The following is an 18,106-nucleotide window of genomic DNA, read 5'->3' as shown; positions in this document are numbered from 1 at the left end:
GTCTACACGCCATCCACCCTGCGGCGGATGGCGTTTTCCCCCGCCGAGCTTTACGATCCCGCTCACATTTGACGCTAAAAAACCGCCTGTCGTCATCGGCTTTGCTCTATACTGTTTTTTCATACAGTAATATGGAGTTTACTTACCGATGAATATCACCCCTTGTCTGTCCCACGTCTCCATCGGAACCAACCATTTCGACCAGGCGGCGGATTTTTACGATCGGGTACTGTCCGCCTTGGGCTGTCGCCGCGTGCTGGAGCACCATGGCGCCATCGGTTATGGCCGCGACTACCCCGAATTCTGGCTGCAAACCCCGCTCGACGGCAAACTCGCCAGCATCGGCAACGGCGTCCATATCGGTTTTTTCGCCACCAGCAAACAGCAGGTTGATGAATTCTATCGTCAGGCGCTGCAGGCCGGCGCAACGGATGAGGGCGCCCCCGGCTCCAGGCCGCACTACGGCGAGCAATATTACGGCTGTTTTGTCCGCGATCTGGACGGGCATAAAATTGAAGCCAGCTTCTGGGATGAAGCGGCGGCCTAGTTCGGTATCGTGGTCAACAGCAGCCTGACCGCGCGGAAAAAAGACGAAAAAAATGCCGGTGATAACACCGGCATCGTGTGAATCAAATTTGCTATGCAGTAATTCTAAAAATAAGAAAGTAAGACAATTATGGAGCGCAACGCCCATCGCTTGACGTTGCATTCACCTGCGGGAAGAATAATGCCGCATTCTCCGACGGCAAATGTTGATTTCGCGCAACTTTAATCAGGTTTTGCCGTATTTTCTTCTCCGATGACTACAGCCAGCGGCGACGTTTCAGCCACCAGGCTACGCCCGCTCCCAACGCCACCAAAAGCAGGCAAAACAGCGCAAAGCCGAAGGGTTTGTCACCGCCGGGAATACCGCCCAGGTTGACGCCGAACAGCCCCGTCAGGAAGGTGGCTGGCAGAAACACCATCGCCAGCAGCGACATCGTGTAGGTACGCCGGTTCATGGCATCCGCCATCACGGTGGTGATTTCATCGGCGAGTATCGCCGTACGCGCAATGCTGCCGTCCAGATCGTCCAGACCGCGCCCCAGTCGGTCGGCAATATCCTGCATACGCCGGCGGTCGTCATCGCTCATCCAGCTCAGGCGGTCGCTGGCCAGGCGAGAAAAGACATCCCGCTGCGGCGCCATATAGCGGCGCAACACAATCAGCTGCTTGCGAATCAGCGCCAACTGGCCGCGTTCGGGGACCTGCTGATCCAGCAGCGCATCTTCCAGATCGATAATTTTATCGTGCAACTCCTCGATAAACTCGCTGGCATGGTCGGTCAGCGCATCGCTGATTTCCACCAGCCAGTTGCCACAGTCGGTCGGCCCCACGCCGTTTTGCAGTTCGTTGACCACCTCATCAATGGAATACACTTTACGGTGACGCGTGGAGACAATCATCTTATCGGTGATAAACACGCGAAAAGTCACCAGCTGGTCAGGACGGGAATTAACATTAAAGTTGATGCCGCGCAGCGTAATCATCGTGCCGTCCCCCTGCCGCGTCACCCGCGGCCGGGAGCTGTCGCCGGCCAGCGCATCGCGTACAGAATCCGGCAGCAGCGGCGTTTCGCTCAGCCATTGCAAACTTGCCGGATGAGCATAATCCAGATGCAGCCAGCAAGGCTGCTGACTGGTGATGCTATCCTGCGGGCCAATCGGCGTTACGCCGCCCTTGCCATCCAGCCGAAACGCATACACCGCATCGGCAATTTGTAGCTGGCTGCCGTCAATGACGTCCATTTGCCACCCTCTTATTTTTATTCATTAGCGCAAAGTTTAGTCTTTATGCTTTTTAAATCAAAGAAGAAGCCGGTAAGCAGCGGTGTCAAAAGCGGGCAAAAAAGCCGCACCTCAGCGGGTAATTATTGCCCTTTATGATTCATTAACATTTCCACATCTTTTTTAATTCCAAACAACAATAAAAAATAAACAAAAGTAGGTTTACCTCAATTTTCATCGGCATATACTTGCGTCTACCTACGAGGAGGTAGTGTAGTTATGTTAAGAGACCATTTGAAAATAGATAAAAGCCATACGCTGGAGAAGGTTAATCACATCCAGCTGCGTCACCAAGGTCAGGAAGAGATTAGCGAATTTATCGTTAAGGACGCCGGCGGAAACCCCATCGGCAAGGTTTCCGTGTATGACCACCTGAGTACCCGCCGTTCCTACCCAACCTCCTACCGTGTGACTCAGACCGACATGGCTGGCCGCGTTGTCGTTGATACCCTGAGAGAAGTTCTTTAACGCCGTCAGCTGAGGACCGTGTGAGAACAAAAAAACCCGCTATTTCAGCGGGTTTTCTGTTTCCGCCATGCAACAATCGTTCGCTGAACTCAGCACTCCCTGACTCCATGCGTAAAAAGCGCGCACTGCGGGAGGAAGGTATCTGTTCTGCGGATACACCAAGGATAAGGGTAAATCAAAAGCGTCGTCGTGCAGGCACGCAATAAGCGCTCCGCTACGCAAATAGGGAGTAGCCAGATAGCTGGCCACGCGAATTAACCCCAGCCCCTGTACGCCGGCCTGTATGTAGGCATCCGTATCGTCTACCACCAGCGTTTCCGGCATACGGATCGCCCGCACGGCGGTATCATGCGCAAAAAACCACTCTGTCGTGCGCCCGGTCCGGTGGTTAAGGTATCCCACCGCGCGATGGCCGTTCAGATCGTCCAGACACTTCGGTTCGCCATAGGTATCAAGGTATTGTGGTGCTGCCAGCACCACCCATTTAAAATTCGCCAGCGGACGGGCCACCAGCGTGGTGGAGTCCTCAATTCTGCCCGCCCGGATCGCACAGTCGTAGCCCTCCCGTATGAGGTCCTCCACATGATCGCTTGAGCAAAGCATTAGCTCCAGCTCGGGATAATGCTGCAAGAACGTCTGAATTTTGGGGATGATGCAGTGCCGGGCCAGGGATTGCGGCATACCGACTTTAAAGCGCCCTTTGGGTTGGCCAGATTTACCGGGGAATGAGGACTCCATGGCGGCAATATCAGCAAGCAGCCTTTTACATTCCGTGTAGTATCCCTCTCCGTCGGACGTCACGCTGAGCTTGCGTGTGGTTCGCTGTAACAACTGCAGCCCAAGGTAAGCTTCCAGTTCCTTAATCACCCGGGATACCGTTGAGCGCGGCATCCCCAGCACTTCCGCCGCCTTGGCAAAACTCTGTGTCTCAACGACATGCGCATATACCCGCATTGATTCCAGTCTATCCACCTTCTCCCCCTGAATGCGCACCCTGATTATCCCATATTAACGAACAGTCTAACCTACACCCGCTGACTTATCGAATGTAGCTCTCCACCGTAAACTTGCCCCACATTCCATCAACACCAGCAGTGAGGTGCAAAATGCAACAACATGACATGAACGCAGATAAACGAGTATTGGTGCTGGGAGCGGGACAACTGGGAGATGCGGTACTGGATGCGCTGCTGCCGGCGGTCACACCGCGCAACGGGGCTGTTTCCGTCATTGTTTCGCCCGCTTCCCGCGATAAACACGGTAAACTGCAGTCGGCAACGCATCAAAAACATGCTGATGCCGGCGCAACCTTTATCGGCGTAGACTTGGCCGCCTGTTCGGCTGAACAGTTAAGCAGGATATTTAAGCCGTTTGATACCGTTATTAACTGTATGGGGTTCGTTGCCGGGGCCGGTACGCAGCTCAAGATCACGCGCGCGGTGTTACATGCCGGGGTGCGGCGATACTTCCCCTGGCAATTCGGCGTTAATTACGATGTGGTCGGTAAAGGAAGCGGCCAGCCCGTCTGGGATGAACAGTATGATGTCCGGACGCTATTACGGGCGCAGAGCACCACGGAGTGGGTGATTATTTCAACCGGCATATTCACCAGCTTCCTCTTCGAACCGGCATTCGACGTCGTCAATTTATCGGCCAACACCATCAACGCGCTGGGAGGATGGGACACTCAGGTCACCGTCACCTCGCCGGCCGATATCGGCCGACTGACCAGCGCCATCTATTTACATCAGCCGCGGATCGTCAACGACGTCATCTTTGTCGCGGGGGAAACAACATCATACCGGCAACTGGCCTCAACGATTGAACACGTTACGCAACGGCGCTTTACCAAAAACGTGCTCACCCTGCCGGCGCTGCTGGAGGCCCTGCGTTTACGCCCGGATGACCAGATGCTGCGCTATCGCGCCGCGTTTGCCCGGGGTGACGGCATGTGGTGGCCAATGCGCGACACCTACAATGCGCAAAATGCGATTCAGACCCAGGATATTGCCTCCTGGCTTACGGCATCTATTTAGCCTCCGACAAGAAACGGCCGGCGCGTAACCACGCACCGGCCGCTTTGTTGAGGAAACAACACCCGTCAATGCTTGACGATATACATCGTCTGGCTATAGGCCACGTCTTCCGGGTTGGTAATCGGATAACCTTTTACCCAGGGTTTGATCAGGCGGCCATTGGTGTACTGATAAATCGGCGCGATCGGCGCCTGATCGGCCAGGATCTGCTCCGCCTTGTTGTAGTCGGCGTTCAGCGCCGCCGGGCTGGTGCGCCGGCTGGCTTCCGCCAGCACGCGGTCATAGTCTGCGTTGCGGAACTTGGCGATATTGCCGGCATGCGAAGAACCCAGCAGCGACAGGAAGGTGGACGCCTCATTGTAATCCCCCACCCAGGAGGCGCGGATCACGTCGAAGTTGCCGGTATTACGGCTGTCGATATAGGTTTTCCACTCCTGATTCTGCAGCTTAACATTCACCCCCAGCTTTTTCTTCCACATCGAGGCCACGGCAATGGCGATCTTCTGATGGCTTTCCGAGGTGTTATACAGCAGCGTCAATTTCAGCGGGTTATCCGGGCCATAGCCGGCAGACTGGATCAGCGCCTTGGCCTGCGCATCCAGCTCCGCCTGCGACTGCTGCTGCAGCAGGCTATCTTTGGCTTTGAAGCCGGCGGTCACGTCCGGCGTAAAGTGGTATGCCGGCTTTTCACCGGTGCCCAGCACTTTTTCAGCGATAATCTTGCGATCGATGGCGTAAGACAGCGCCTTACGCACCCGCACATCGTTGGTTGGCGCACGCTGGGTGTTAAACGCATAGTAATAGGTGCCCAACTGATCGGGGGTATAGACCTGATCCGGAATATCCTTCAGCAGTTTGCGATACATATTTTTCGGGAAGGATTCGGTGATATCGATATCCCCCGCCAGATAGCGTTTGGTGGCGTTGGATTCCTGATTGATCGGCACAAACGTCACCTTGGTCAGCACGGTGTGTTTATGATCCCAATAGTGTTCATTCGGCACCAGCACCAGCTTCTCATTCACCACCCGCTGCTGCAGTTTAAAGGCGCCGTTGCCGACCAGGTTGCCTACCTTGGTCCAGTCGCTGCCGTATTTCTCCACCACCGCTTTCGGCGCCGGGAACAGGCTGAAGTTGGCGGTCAGGCTGACAAAGTACGGCACCGGCTTATTCAGCTGTACCTTCAGGGTATGGGCGTCCACCGCCGTCACCCCCAGCTTTTCGGCAGGCAGCTTACCGGCGATGATCGCCTCGGCGTTCTGGATCCCCGCCAGCTGGGCAAACCAGGCAAAAGGCGACAGGCTTTTCGGGTCCACCAGCCGCTGCCAGCTGTAGACGAAATCGTTCGCCGTGACAGGGTCACCGTTTGACCAGCGTGCGTCTTTGCGCAGGGTAAAGAGGAAGGTCTGGTTATCCGACGTCTGCCAACGGCTGGCGACGCCGGGGATAATATTGCCCTGCGCATCCTGATTCACCAACCCTTCAAACAGATCGCGCGCCACCTGCGCCTCCGGCAGGCCAACCGCTTTAATCGGATCGAGCGACGCGGGCTCATCTTTAATATGGCGCACGATTTCCTGCTTATCGGCCAGGGCCGTACCGGCCGGCACCTGCGCCGCACTGACGCCAAAGCTCAGGCAGACGGCCGCTGCGCAGCCTGCCAAACGGAAACCCCGTTGAATTTTTTTTCTCGCCATCGTTATTATCCCGCGTTAACCATCTGAATTTTTTATCATATACCCAAAAGCGCCGCGGCGCATCATGGCGGCGGCGGCCCTGCGGGAAAAACAACGCCGGCGGTGTGAAAATGCGATAACGGCCGCGCTTTGCACCGCCGGACGCTGGCCGGCGGCGCGGCCTGAAGGCTTAATCGTAGAGATGAACGGTGCGGATGCGGTAGGTAAACTCTTCACCCTCTTCTTCATCAAAGATGGTGAACTGAGCGTTCTCTTCCAGCGGTTTTAGCTGAATATCGGTGGTTTGCAGCTGGCGGTCGTTAACGTCGTCATAACCGTAATCGAGGTAGAAACTGTTTTTCTGGTAGTCCACATGCAGGGTAAACGGGTAGTTGGATTCATCTCCGCGCCCATCATCATTTTTCACCACGCCGAACCACTCCCCCTGGCGGATTTGATTCTCATCATCCACGCCGCACAACAGCGTGAGCGTGTCCTGCTCGTGTTCCGTATAACTGGCGACTATTCTGGCGACTGGCATGTTAAATCTCCTTGCTGATTATCGGCTTGGCTGTCTGCTTAGTATAACAAGCGGCAGCCGTATCGGCAGCGAACATTACGCCACGCCGCCGCTGATCGCTCAGATAAGACGCAGAGCAACAATGTTGTGGGAAAGTCACACAAAAGCGTAATACACTGAATAAAATAACAATGCATTTTCACCCACTGGCGATACAGGGCGACACCATGACTCAACAACGACCGCGTAGCGAACGCGGCCAGCTGGCCGTGGCTGGAGAAAGTTACGGAAAATCGTTATTAGGCGCACCGCTGCTTTATTTCCCCGCCGTAGCACGTGGCCCGGACGCCGGGCTGATCATCGCCGGCACGCACGGTGATGAAAATGCCGCCGTCGTCACCCTGTCCTGCGCATTGCGCAGCCTGTCTCCCGCCGCGCGGCGCCACCATGTGGTGCTGGCGGTCAACCCGGACGGCTGCCAGTTAGGATTGCGCGCCAACGCCAACGGTGTGGATTTGAACCGCAACTTCCCCTCGGCCAACTGGCGTTCCGGCGATACGGTCTACCGCTGGAACAGCGCCGCGCCAACGCGGGAGGTCAAGCTGTCAACCGGCGGCCGGCCGGGTTCCGAACCGGAAACGCAGGCGCTCTGCCATCTGATCCACCGGCTGAAGCCGGCCTGGGTGGTCTCTTTTCATGAACCGCTGGCGTGTATTGAAGATCCGGCCAGCTCGCACCTTGGCGTCTGGCTGTCGCACAAATTCGCCCTGCCGCTGGTCAGCAGCGTCGGCTATGAAACGCCGGGTTCGTTCGGCAGCTGGTGCGCCGATCTGTCGCTGCCGTGCATCACCGCCGAACTGCCGGCCATCTCCGCCGATGCCGCCAGCGAACAGTATCTGGATGCGATGATTGAGCTGCTGACCTACCCGCAGTAATCCCGCGCTTATACGTCGCCCAGCCGGATGACGCCGCAGGCAAAATCCAGCCCCGGCTCAACATCCTGCGCCAGCCAGGTCGGCCCGTCCAGATCGATAAAACGGGCCGCCGGCGCCAGCGGCAGCGCCGCCGTCACCGCCCGTGAGGTGCACAGCATGCAGCCGAGCATCAGCGTAAAGCCTTGGCTGACGGCCTGCTCGGCCAGCGCCAGCGCTTCGGTCAGGCCGCCGGTTTTATCCAGTTTAATATTGACCATCTGATAACGGCCGGCAAGCCGGGCCAAATCGGCGCGGGTATGGCAGCTTTCATCGGCGCAGATCGGCAGCGGATGGATAAAGTTCGCCAATGCCTCATCGTTATCGGCCGGCAGCGGCTGCTCCAGCATCGCCACCTGTAAATCCGCCAGCAGCTGGCAGCGCGCCGCCAAACCTTCAGCCTGCCAGGATTCGTTGGCGTCGACGATCAGCGTCGCCTCCGGCACCGCGCCGCGGACCGCCACCAGCCGCTCGCTGATGAGCCGGTCGTCCAGCTTGATTTTCAGCAGCGTCGCCCCACGGCGGTTAAGCTCCAACGCGGCCCGGGCCATCGCCTCCGGCGTATCGATGCCGACGGTTTGCGCCGTCGTGACCTGCGGCGGCGGGTTCACCCCCGCGCGCTGCCACAGCGTTTGCGCCTGTTGGCGACACGCCAGATCCCATAAGGCGCAGTCCAGCGCATTGCGCGCCGCGCCGGCCGGCATCAGCTGCTGCAGCGCGTCGCGCGACAGGCCGCGTTCAATGGCCGGCCTGACCGCCTCCAACTGAGCCAGCACCGAGTCTTCGCTTTCGCCATAGCGCGGGTACGGCGTGCATTCCCCCACGCCACAGACGCCCTGCTGTTCGATTTCCACCACTACCACGTTGGCCGTGCTGCGGCTGCCGCGTGAAATCACAAACGCGGCGCGCAGCGGCCAGGCCTGTGGGTAAAAACGCATGCTTCTCATCACCGCTCCTGGTTGAATAGTACGCGTAATATCAGCGCTGTACGCAAGGGTATGCCAATATATACAACTGTTTAGCCAATTTTGTATACCCAAGCGGCATGCATTGACATAGACTGACGGCAAGGTGTGAACCTAATGTTAAAATGGGCGTGAGCCGCTCGCCGATTAGGTGCACATCTTTTGTATAAACACCTGTCAAAGGAATCAAGTCATGACTCAGACCGTAAAGTTCCAGAGTAACCCCGTTGCCGTTGCCGGCCAACTGCCGAAAGCCGGCGAACAGGGCAAACCGTTCTCCCTGGTGGCGAAAGATCTGTCAGACGTTGCGCTGGGCAGCTTTGCCGGCAAACGTAAGGTGCTGAATATTTTCCCAAGCATCGACACCGGCGTCTGCGCCACTTCGGTGCGTAAATTCAACCAGTTGGCCAGCAGCCTGGATAACACCGTGGTGCTGTGTATCTCCGCCGACCTGCCGTTCGCCCAGTCCCGTTTCTGCGGTGCGGAAGGCCTGAGCAATGTAGTAACCCTGTCCACCCTGCGCGGCGCCGAGTTCAAACAGACTTACGGCGTAGAAATTGCCGACGGTCCGCTGGCGGGCCTGACCGCCCGTGCCGTGGTGGTGCTGGATGAGCAAGACAACGTGCTGTACAGCGAACTGGTGGACGAAATCACTTCTGAACCGAACTACGACGCAGCCCTGGCGGCGCTGAAGTAATTCGCGCATAAAAAAGCCCGGTCAGTCCGGGCTTTTTCTCGTCATTATTCCTCAGCGTCTTCCGCCGGTTTGCGGCTGCTGAGGCCGTAGTCACGCAGTTTATTGGCAATTGCGGTATGTGAGACCCCCAGGCGCTTCGCCAGTTTGCGCGTGCTGGGATAGGTACGGTACAGCCGGGTCAGCACCGAGCGCTCAAAACGCTTGCTGATCTCATCCAGCGTCCCGTCAATCGCCTCATCCCCCAGCGACATCTCGACCTCAAACTCCGGCAGCACGATATCCTGCGGGCGCAGTTCAAAGCCTTCGGTCTGGGTCAGTGCGCGATAAATCGCATTTTTCAGCTGACGTACGTTCCCCGGCCAGCCGTACTTGCTCAGGAAACTGTTCAGATCGCTCGACAGCTTCGGCCGGGCGACGCCCTGCTCATCGGCAAAGCGCGCGACAAACAGTTCGGTCAGCGGCATGATGTCCTGCGGGCGCTCGCGCAGCGGCGGCACCGTGATGGTCAGCACGTTCAGGCGGTAGTAAAGATCCTCACGGAACTCGCCGCGCTGCACCAGCTCAATCAGGTTTTTCTGCGTGGCGCAGATCACCCGCACGTCCACGTGCACTTCATGATCCTCGCCAACGCGGCGGAAGGTGCCGTCGTTCAGGAAACGCAGCAGTTTGGTCTGCATCCGCGGCGACATTTCGCCAATCTCGTCCAGCAGCACCGAACCGCCGCTGGCCTGTTCGAAGAAGCCCTTTTTCGCCGCACCGGCGCCCGGATAGGCGCCCGCCGCATGGCCGAACAGCTCGCTTTCCGCCACGTCATCCGGCAGCGCCGCACAGTTGAGCGCCAGGAAAGGCTGTTTGCCGCGCGGGCTGCGCAGATGGCAGGCGCGGGCCAGGATATCTTTGCCGGTGCCGGTATCGCCGACAATCAGCAGCGGTGCATCCAGCATCGCCAGCTTGCGCGCCTGTTCCAGCACCTGGCGCATTTTCGGGCTGACCGCCACGATATGATCGAACTCGGTGTCATCGTTCACCGACAGATTCTGCAGCTGCCGCCCCATACGCGCGGTGGATTTCAGCATTACCACGGCGCCGACCACGTCCGGCTGCTGGTTTTCATCTTCCAGGTGGATCGGCGTGATATCCATCAGGAAATCCTGACTGCGGATCACCACCCGCTCAGCGTGCGGTGCGGCGTGTTCATTCTCCAGCCAGCGGCTGAAGCTGTAGCCGCCAATCAGCTGCCCCGCCGTCTGGTTGCGGATTTTATCTTCGTTCAGGCCAAACAGCGCCAGCGCCGCCGGGTTGGCCAGCTCGACCTTACCTTTCATATCAATGGAGAATACCGGCTCCGGCATGGATTCCAGCAGCGCGCGCAGCGCCCGGTGTTCGCGCTCGGAAGGCATGAAACTGACGGTGCGCACGTCGGTGACGCCGGCGATGCGGCGGATTTCCGCCATCAGGGCGCGGAAGGTATCAAAATCAAGCTGGGAAAAATTAAGGTAAATCCGGCCGATAGGATCGATTTCGATACCGCGTAAATCAATGCTGCGTAATACCAAGAGATCCAGCAATTCTCGGGTAAGACCGATCCGGTCTTCGCAAAATACTTCCAAACGCATCAGTATTGGCCTTATCTGCAGGTTTTGCGTACACGGGATGAGTGGCGCTCATCATACTCTCTCACCCCGGACAGAAGAAACGTTCCGTCAGCAAAAGTTGACAGAACGCTGATTTATCATTGTGGTTATTGATTCTAATCGCAAATGAATAACACCATCCGCGTCATTTTAGCTTATTGCCAGATATTTATCATGACTCGGAGATTATTTTTGGATAATTATCACGAAATTACAGCAGGATGTTCTTTCGTCAACGCTAGCTTACGCCACACGGAAAAGCGCCGCACCGGACGGTGCGGCGGCGGGATTATCAGGCTTTCTTGTCGCCTTTTTTCATCACGTCCTTCAGTTGGCCGACTAACTGGCCGCGGAAATCGCTCAGCTTGGGCTTATCATCCTCCAGCCACGGCAGCGGCCGACACAGCTCCATCGCCTTAATGCCCAGACGCGCGGTCAACAAGCCGGCGCCGATACCCTGCGCGGCGCGGGCGGACAAACGCGCCGCCAGATCCTGCGACACCCAGTCCATCCCGACCTCGCGCACCAGTTCAGAGGCGCCGGCAAAGGCGATGTTCAGCAGCACCAGCCGGAACAGGCGAATACGGCTGAAATAGCCCAGTTCGATGCCGTACAGCGCGGCGATGCGGTTGATCAGCCGAATATTGCGCCAGGCGATAAACGCCATATCCACCAGCGCCAGCGGGCTGACGGCGATCATCAGCGTCGACTCGGCCGCAGAACGGCTGATCTCGCGCCGCGCCTGATTATCCAGCACCGGCTGCACCAGGCGCGCGTACAGCGCCACCACTTCACGGTCGTTCTGGGTCTCATGCAGCGACGCCTGCCAACGCTGCAGCGCCGGATGCCCCTGATCCAGCCCGGCCTGACGCGCCAGTTTTTCGCAGAACTCGCGCCCTTTGCCCAGCCCGTGGCTGTGCAGCAGTTCCCGCGCTTCGTCACGCTCTTCGGCGCGCTGGCGCAGGCGGTACAGGCGGCGCCATTCCGCCACCACCGAGCCGACGCCGGCACCGACGATCAGGCCGCCGGCAACGCCGCCGCCGAGCGCGATCCAATCCTGCTGCAGCCAGGCCTGATGCACCCACTGCACGCCCTGCGCCACCACGCTGACGCCGAACAGCGTCAGCCCGGCGGTGACCATTTTACGCCACAGGCTGCGCTTCGGCTTCAGCGCCGCATTGACGATGCCTTCAACGCGCCCTTCTTCCTCCTCCTTTTCCAGCTCCGGCGCGGCGGGAAAGAAGTTATCCGCCTGCTGTTCGTCAAAGGCCATACCGGCGCGCAGCGTCGGCTCCTGCGGCGGCTGCAGCGGCTCTTCAAAATCGATACGCGGTTTTATCGGCTCGCTCATCGCACTTTATCTCCCAGCAAAAACTCCATCACCGCGTCCAGACGAATATGCGGCAACGGACTGTCCACGCTCATGGCGCGCGGACGAAATTCATCAAAGTGGAACCCCTGCTGCTGCCAGAACGCCGGCCCCGGCAGGCGTGCCGGCACTTCGCCGGGGAATACCGTCAGCGGTGCGCCGTCCGACAGACGGTTGCCTTTCAGCGCCGGAATACGCTGCCCCTGATGGTCCACCATGCCGCTCTCGGTCGCCTGCACCGAAGCCAGCCCGACGCAGTCCATGCTGATGCCCTCAAATGCCGCATTCTGCCAGGCTTCCTGCACCAGTTGCTGCAGCAGCGACACCAGATTGGCGTGCTGATCGGCGGTAATATGGTCGGCTTTGGTGGCGGCAAACATCAGTTTGTCGATGGTGGGCGAAAACAGGCGGCGGTACAGCGTACGCTTGCCGTAGTGGAAGCTCTGCATCAGTTGGGTCAGCGCCAGGCGCATGTCGTTAAACGCCTGCGGCCCGCTGTTAAGCGGCTGCAGGCAATCCACCAGCACAATCTGGCGGTCGAAACGCACAAAGTGTTCTTTGTAGAAGTTTTTTACGATCGACTGGCAGTAATAACCGAAGCGGGCGCGCAGCATGCCGATATTGGTGTGCTTGTCGGCCTGCGCCAGTTTTGATTCGCTGCCGGCGTCGACGTTCGGCCAGGGGAAGAACTGCAGCGCCGGCGCGCCGGCCATATCGCCCGGCAGCACAAAGCGTCCCGGCTGGATAAAGTGCAGCCCTTCGGCCTTACAGCGCAGCAGATAATCGGTGTAGGCCTGCGCGATCGCCGCCAGTTTATTTTCATCGGCCGCCGCCAGCGGATCCAGCGCGTTGCACAGCGCCAGCCACGGTTTGGCCCATTCGGCACGATCGCCCTGCAGCAGCCCGGTCATCTGACGCGACCAGGTCAGGTAGTCCTGTTCCAGCATCGGCAGGTCGAGCAGCCATTCGCCCGGATAATCGACGATCTCCAGATACAGCGTCGAGGTTTCTTTAAAGTGGCGCAGCAGGGAATCATTGGAGCGGTAGCGCAGCGCCAGGCGAATTTCGCTGACGCCGCGGGTGGGGGTCGGCCAGGTCGGCGGCGTGCCGTACAGCTGCGCCAGCCCCTCATCATAGGTAAAACGCTGAATGCCGAGATCGCGCTGCGGGATGCGTTTTACCCCCAGCAGGCGCTCTTCACGCACCGGCGAAAACAGCGGCAGCCGCGCGCCGCTGTGGACATGCAACAGTTGATTGACTAGTGCGGTGATAAAGGCGGTTTTTCCGCTGCGGCTCAGGCCGGTCACCGCCAGACGCAGATGGCGGTCCATACCGCGGTTGACCAGCGAGGTTAACTCATTTTTTAATCGTTTCATTCTTCTCCTTGGCATAAATACCCAAAATCACTCAGCGCTGCGGCGGGGCTGCGTCGGCCACCGCTCAAGGCAGCAGCGACTTAGCGGGTATAACGCCCGAATGCCTTATTCAGCCCCTTGCGGAACATCGGCTCCAGCACCATCGCCAGCAACAGGCGCAGCGGTTTACGGCTGACGGTTCTCAGCAGCCATGAGGTGGCCCCCGCCGGGCCGTAACTGAGTAACGCTATGATGATGACTTTAGACAATCTCTTCAACATTGCACCAGCTCCTCGTTGGAAAGTGGCGGATTGGCCGCCGTTGGCGGCGTGGTTTACTCTGGTCATAACTGCCCTCCGGCAAAGGTGACGGCGGCGTCCGGCACGGCAACCGTCAATTACAGCTGACGGAAACGGCTCTGTACGCCGAAGGTATCCGAGGTCACGTAGCGTTCAACCTGGCGCAGCTGGCGCTCGCCGCTGCCCAGTTCATACTCCAGCTGATCCAACAGCTGGCGCGGCGTACGCTGATGTTCGCCGTCGAAACGGCTCGCCGGCGCCGCTTCCAGCAGGTAGCCCATGGCGAAATAGGCGACGACGGTAAAGAAAAACAGGCCGAAGATCATCGACAGCACCACCATCACGCGGATCAGGCGCACCGGTACGTCAAAGTAGTGCGCCAGGCCGGCGCAAACGCCCTTCACCATACCCTCTTCAGGTACGCGATACAGTTTTTTACTGCCCAGCAAATTGCCCATCAAGACTGCCTCCAGTTCGGATGTTCGGCATCCAGAATCTCTTCCAGCGCCTGAATACGTTCGCGCATGCGTTTGGCGTCTTCCGTCAGCTGCGCCAGCCGCTGCATTTCCTGATGCGTCAGCTGGATCCCGTTCTGTTGCCGATTGCTGTAATGCAGCCAAAGCCAAATCGGGGCGACGAACAGCACAAAAATCGTCAATGGAATGGCTAACAATAACGCACTCATTTCAACTCCTTGTTATTCCCGCCTGCCGGACGCCGCGCTGCGGCGTCGGCAAGCCGGGTTTCTGTTATCGGACGGCGGCCGCCGGACGGCCGCAAAAAACGGTTACTCTGAGCGGTTCATCTTGGCTTTCAGCGCCGCCAGCTGCTCGCTGATGGCATCATCCGCCTTCAGTTCGGCGAATTCCTGATCCAGGGTTTTCTTTTTACCCAGGCTGATGCTTTCAGCTTCCGCTTCCATATGGTCGATACGGCGCTCAAACTGCTCGAAACGCGCCATCGCTTCATCCAGCTTGCCGCTGTCCAACTGACGGCGCACATCGCGGGAAGACGACGCCGCCTGATGACGCAGCATCAGCGCCTGCTGACGCGCGCGGGTTTCGGTCAGCTTGCTTTCCAGTTCGCCGATTTCGCTCTTCATCCGGCTCAGGGTTTCTTCCACCGTCTCCACTTCATGGGTCAGCGTGGCGATCAGATCGGACACTTTCTGTTTCTCAATCAGCGCCGCCCGCGCCAGATCTTCTTTATCTTTGCGCAGCGCCAGCTCCGCTTTTTCCTGCCAGTCATCGAGCTGCTTCTCACCCTGCTCGATACGACGCAGCAGCTGCTTTTTCTCCGCCAGCGCGCGCGCCGAGGTGGAACGCACTTCAACCAACGTGTCTTCCATCTCCTGAATCATCAGACGCACCAGCTTCTGCGGATCTTCCGCCTTATCCAGCAGCGTATTGATGTTGGCGTTCACTATGTCGGCAAAACGAGAAAAAATACCCATAATTCACTTCCTCTTGGTGTCAGTGGCGTCTTCAGCGCCGTCTTAAGTCATACTGCGGACGCCAAGATATAATCAAGATGCGTGCCAACTTTTATTTCACTGATATTAAAGGACTATTTATTTTTGACTCTGCCGTGCCATGCTGTAAAGTGATTATTTTCACCAACTATTGGCGAATTTCATCATGAGCGAGCAGATCGACCCCCTGATGGGCGAAGCAAACGCCTTTGTAGAAGTATTAGAACAAGTCTCGCAGCTGGCAACCCTGAACAAACCGGTGCTGGTGATTGGCGAACGCGGTACCGGCAAAGAGCTGATCGCCCACCGGCTGCACTACCTGTCCAACCGCTGGCAGGGGCCGTTTATCTCCCTCAACTGCGCGGCGCTGAATGAAAATCTGCTGGATTCCGAACTGTTCGGCCATGAGGCCGGCGCGTTTACCGGTGCGCAGAAGCGCCATCTGGGGCGTTTTGAACGCGCCGACGGCGGTACGCTGTTTCTTGACGAGCTGGCGACAGCGCCGATGCTGGTGCAGGAGAAGCTGCTGCGGGTGATTGAATACGGCCACCTTGAGCGCGTGGGCGGCAGCCAGCCGCTGCAGGTGGACGTGCGCCTGGTGTGCGCCACCAACGACGATCTGCCGGCGCTGGCGGCGGCCGGCAAATTCCGCGCCGATCTGCTCGACCGACTGGCGTTTGACGTGGTGCAGCTGCCGCCGCTGCGCCAGCGGCAGCAGGACATCATGCTGCTGGCGGAGCACTTCGCCATCCAGATGTGCCGCGAACTGGCGCTGCCGCTGTTTCCCGGCTTTACCGCCCGCGCCCGTGAGACGCTGCTCGGCTACGGCTGGCCCGGTAACGTGCGCGAACTGAAAAACGTGGTCGAGCGTTCGGTATACCGCCACGGCAGCAGCGAACAGGCGCTGGACCAAATCGTGATCAACCCGTTTGCCCGCAGCACGCCGGCGGATACACCGGCCGCGGAAGCGCAGGCCGCCGGCATCCCCGCGCTGCCGCTGGATCTGAAAGGCTGGCAGAGCGAGCAGGAGAAACGGCTGTTGGAGCAGGCGTTGCGCCAGGCGCGTTTTAACCAACGCAAAGCGGCGGAACTGCTGGGGCTGACCTACCATCAGCTGCGCGGCATGCTGAAGAAACATGCGCTGCAGCCCGGTGAAGAGCCGTCCGCCTGAGGCCCAGGTCAGCAACGCCATAATATGCGCCCGCAGCCACCGGTGTGCCGGATCGCGGTGGCTGCGCTCGAGCCACAGCATCACCATCTCGAACCCCGGCACGGCCACCGGCGGCTCCCGCACCTGCAGAGCGGCATTGCCGCGCGCCAGCCGTTCCGGCGGCAGAACGGCGGCGACTTGACATCCCGACGCTGACGCTGCGCGCGGATCTCGCCCCGGGACAAGGCGGATTAGGCGTACATCGCGAATAAATGGGGATCGACAGGCAAAAAAAAAAAGCCAGCACCCGAGCTGGCTTGAAAATAATACTGGAAGCAATGTGAGCAATGTCGTGCCTTTCACGTCAGCGCCGCGGGAGCGGCCTTCCGTGAACTGCGAGGTGATGATAATGGTTCTCAATATCAGCTGTAAAGCTTTTTGTTGAGAATTTTTCTCATCTCCACAACAACATTGTGCAATTACCAGGCAGGAAACGGGTCAGCCATCTCCAACCAATACGCCAGACCGGCCGCCATCTCCGCATCGCTCAGCAGACACGCATCCAGCCGGCGCACCATCTCCGCCTGCGGCAGATGCTGACCGATAAACACCAGCTCCTGGCGCATATCGCCAAACGGTTCAACCCAACGTTCCAGAATCTGCGCCCGCGTTTCCTCATCCTGCGGCCAGTTATCCTGCGGAATGGCGCGCCAGAACAACCCCGCGACGCCGTAGCGGGCAATGCCGCCGGCCTGGCTCCACTGCCCGGCGTGCTGCGGCCGCGTCGCCAGCCAGAAAAAACCTTTCGAACGCAGCAAGTTGCCGCCGGCCCAGTCGCCGTTAATCAGGCGATAGAATTTGTCCGGCGCAAACGGCCGACGGGCGCGGTAGACAAAGCTGCTGATGCCGTAATTTTCCGTTTCCGGCAGATGCTCGCCGCGCAACTCCTTCAGCCAGCCCGGCGCACGCTGCGCCTTTTCAAAGCTAAAGCGATGAGTGTTAAGCACTTCGTCCAGCGGCAGCGTGCCCGGCGCGATCGGGATAATCTTCGCCTCGGTATTGAGACTGGCCAGCAGCGCCGTGACCTCCGCCAGCTGCTGCGGCGTCAGCAGGTCGGTTTTACCGATCAGTATCACGTCGCAAAACTCGATCTGTTCAATCAACAAATCCGCCACGCTGCGCAGGTCATCCTCCCCCAAGCTTTGCCCGACTTCCTGCAGACTAGCCGCCTGCTGGTACTGCTCAAGGAAATTAACGCCGTCCACCACCGTGACCAGCGTGTCCAGCCGGGCAAACTGCGACAGGCTCTCTCCCGCCTGATCCTCAAAGGTAAAAGTCTCCGCCACCGGCAGCGGCTCCGAAATACCGCTGGATTCAATCAGCAGGTAGTCAAAGCGGTCGGCCTGCGCCAGCTCACGTACCGACACCAGCAGATCTTCCCGCAGAGTACAGCAGATACAGCCGTTGCTCATTTCCACCAGCTTTTCCTGCTGGCGATCGAGGGTGACTTCGTTGGCCAGCAGCGCGGCGTCGATATTCACCTCGCTCATATCATTGACGATCACCGCCACGCGCATGCCCTGACGGTTGTTCAGTATATGGTTAAGCACCGTGGTCTTGCCGGCGCCAAGAAAGCCGGAAAGCACCGTAACCGGAAGTGGTTGCATGG

19 protein-coding genes and 1 pseudogene are annotated in these 18,106 nt (G+C 58.7%); 6 read left to right on the top strand and 14 right to left on the bottom strand.

What is annotated here, in order from left to right:
- Positions 1–148 precede the first annotated feature (148 nt).
- On the top strand, positions 149–547 hold the full coding sequence (locus TAN611_RS11175; RefSeq protein ID WP_105231059.1) for a VOC family protein: 399 nt from the start codon (positions 149–151) through the stop codon (positions 545–547).
- A 256-nt stretch (positions 548–803) separates the two neighbouring features.
- Here TAN611_RS11175 and zntB read toward each other — a convergent pair whose 3' ends face one another.
- Complete coding sequence (gene zntB / locus TAN611_RS11170; protein WP_105231058.1) at positions 804–1,787, bottom strand: zinc transporter ZntB; 984 nt, start codon at positions 1,785–1,787, stop codon at positions 804–806.
- Positions 1,788–2,045: 258 nt separating this feature from the next.
- Here zntB and TAN611_RS11165 point away from each other — a divergent pair, with 258 nt between their 5' ends.
- Positions 2,046–2,294: a hypothetical protein gene (locus TAN611_RS11165; RefSeq protein ID WP_203067708.1), complete on the top strand. Its 249-nt coding sequence runs from the start codon at positions 2,046–2,048 to the stop codon at positions 2,292–2,294.
- Between the two features lie 39 nt (positions 2,295–2,333).
- Here the strand turns inward: TAN611_RS11165 and TAN611_RS11160 are convergent, their stop codons facing one another.
- On the bottom strand, positions 2,334–3,266 hold the full coding sequence (locus TAN611_RS11160) for a LysR family transcriptional regulator (protein WP_111737138.1): 933 nt from the start codon (positions 3,264–3,266) through the stop codon (positions 2,334–2,336).
- Positions 3,267–3,400: 134 nt separating this feature from the next.
- On the opposite strand from TAN611_RS11160, the gene TAN611_RS11155 reads away from it, so the two are divergent.
- Entirely contained in the window at positions 3,401–4,330 is a 930-nt protein-coding gene (locus TAN611_RS11155) for an aromatic alcohol reductase (RefSeq protein WP_203067707.1), read from the top strand.
- Positions 4,331–4,395: 65 nt separating this feature from the next.
- On the opposite strand, the gene TAN611_RS11150 is transcribed toward TAN611_RS11155, so the two are convergent.
- Both TAN611_RS11150 and TAN611_RS11145 read right to left on the bottom strand, forming a co-directional pair.
- The gene (locus TAN611_RS11150) at positions 4,396–6,027 is read right to left on the bottom strand and encodes an ABC transporter substrate-binding protein (RefSeq protein ID WP_197952144.1); all 1,632 of its coding nucleotides are present in this window, start codon (positions 6,025–6,027) and stop codon (positions 4,396–4,398) included.
- A gap of 169 nt (positions 6,028–6,196) precedes the next feature.
- Positions 6,197–6,547, bottom strand: coding sequence for a hypothetical protein (locus TAN611_RS11145; protein WP_105231054.1), 351 nt, complete (start codon positions 6,545–6,547; stop codon positions 6,197–6,199).
- 206 nt (positions 6,548–6,753) lie between these two features.
- Here TAN611_RS11145 and mpaA point away from each other — a divergent pair, with 206 nt between their 5' ends.
- Positions 6,754–7,461, top strand: a complete 708-nt coding sequence (gene mpaA, locus TAN611_RS11140; protein ID WP_105233322.1) for a murein tripeptide amidase MpaA — start codon at positions 6,754–6,756, stop codon at positions 7,459–7,461.
- Between the two features lie 8 nt (positions 7,462–7,469).
- Here the strand turns inward: mpaA and ycjG are convergent, their stop codons facing one another.
- Positions 7,470–8,444 (bottom strand): L-Ala-D/L-Glu epimerase, encoded by a 975-nt coding sequence (gene ycjG / locus TAN611_RS11135; RefSeq protein ID WP_203067706.1) that lies wholly within the window; start codon positions 8,442–8,444, stop codon positions 7,470–7,472.
- Between the two features lie 211 nt (positions 8,445–8,655).
- Here ycjG and tpx point away from each other — a divergent pair, with 211 nt between their 5' ends.
- Positions 8,656–9,159: a thiol peroxidase gene (gene tpx / locus TAN611_RS11130; RefSeq protein WP_203067705.1), complete on the top strand. Its 504-nt coding sequence runs from the start codon at positions 8,656–8,658 to the stop codon at positions 9,157–9,159.
- Positions 9,160–9,203: 44 nt separating this feature from the next.
- On the opposite strand, the gene tyrR is transcribed toward tpx, so the two are convergent.
- From tyrR to pspA, 7 genes are all read right to left on the bottom strand, one after another.
- Complete coding sequence (gene tyrR / locus TAN611_RS11125) at positions 9,204–10,775, bottom strand: transcriptional regulator TyrR (RefSeq protein ID WP_105231051.1); 1,572 nt, start codon at positions 10,773–10,775, stop codon at positions 9,204–9,206.
- A gap of 310 nt (positions 10,776–11,085) precedes the next feature.
- Positions 11,086–12,144: a YcjF family protein gene (locus tag TAN611_RS11120; RefSeq protein ID WP_105231050.1), complete on the bottom strand. Its 1,059-nt coding sequence runs from the start codon at positions 12,142–12,144 to the stop codon at positions 11,086–11,088.
- A complete protein-coding gene (locus TAN611_RS11115; RefSeq protein WP_105231049.1) occupies positions 12,141–13,538 on the bottom strand; it encodes a YcjX family protein in 1,398 nt (465 codons plus the stop codon). Before TAN611_RS11115 ends, TAN611_RS11120 begins: the two co-directional genes overlap by 4 nt.
- An 80-nt stretch (positions 13,539–13,618) precedes the next feature.
- Positions 13,619–13,864 carry a phage shock protein PspD gene (pspD, locus tag TAN611_RS11110; RefSeq protein WP_203067704.1) on the bottom strand — a complete coding sequence of 82 codons (246 nt, stop codon included), beginning with the start codon at positions 13,862–13,864 and terminating at the stop codon, positions 13,619–13,621.
- Positions 13,865–13,914: 50 nt separating this feature from the next.
- Positions 13,915–14,274, bottom strand: coding sequence for an envelope stress response membrane protein PspC (pspC, locus tag TAN611_RS11105; RefSeq protein WP_105231047.1), 360 nt, complete (start codon positions 14,272–14,274; stop codon positions 13,915–13,917).
- Positions 14,274–14,501, bottom strand: a complete 228-nt coding sequence (gene pspB / locus TAN611_RS11100) for an envelope stress response membrane protein PspB (RefSeq protein ID WP_160031181.1) — start codon at positions 14,499–14,501, stop codon at positions 14,274–14,276. Before pspB ends, pspC begins: the two co-directional genes overlap by 1 nt.
- A gap of 102 nt (positions 14,502–14,603) precedes the next feature.
- Entirely contained in the window at positions 14,604–15,269 is a 666-nt protein-coding gene (gene pspA, locus TAN611_RS11095; protein WP_111737142.1) for a phage shock protein PspA, read from the bottom strand.
- A 184-nt stretch (positions 15,270–15,453) separates the two neighbouring features.
- Between pspA and pspF the strand changes: the two genes are divergently transcribed.
- A complete protein-coding gene (pspF, locus tag TAN611_RS11090) occupies positions 15,454–16,458 on the top strand; it encodes a phage shock protein operon transcriptional activator (protein WP_111737143.1) in 1,005 nt (334 codons plus the stop codon).
- Positions 16,459–16,467: 9 nt separating this feature from the next.
- Here pspF and TAN611_RS23505 read toward each other — a convergent pair.
- Together TAN611_RS23505 and zigA are read right to left on the bottom strand one after the other, a co-directional pair.
- A pseudogene (locus TAN611_RS23505) lies at positions 16,468–16,617 on the bottom strand (LysR family transcriptional regulator); the annotation flags it as partial.
- A gap of 299 nt (positions 16,618–16,916) precedes the next feature.
- On the bottom strand, positions 16,917–18,104 hold the full coding sequence (gene zigA / locus TAN611_RS11085; protein WP_203067703.1) for a zinc metallochaperone GTPase ZigA: 1,188 nt from the start codon (positions 18,102–18,104) through the stop codon (positions 16,917–16,919).
- Positions 18,105–18,106: the final 2 nt, after the last annotated feature.

This window comes from Serratia sp. Tan611 (assembly GCF_905188235.1).
Classification (GTDB): domain Bacteria; phylum Pseudomonadota; class Gammaproteobacteria; order Enterobacterales; family Enterobacteriaceae; genus Serratia_B; species Serratia_B rhizosphaerae.
This window is presented reverse-complemented; position numbering and strand designations above follow the sequence as displayed.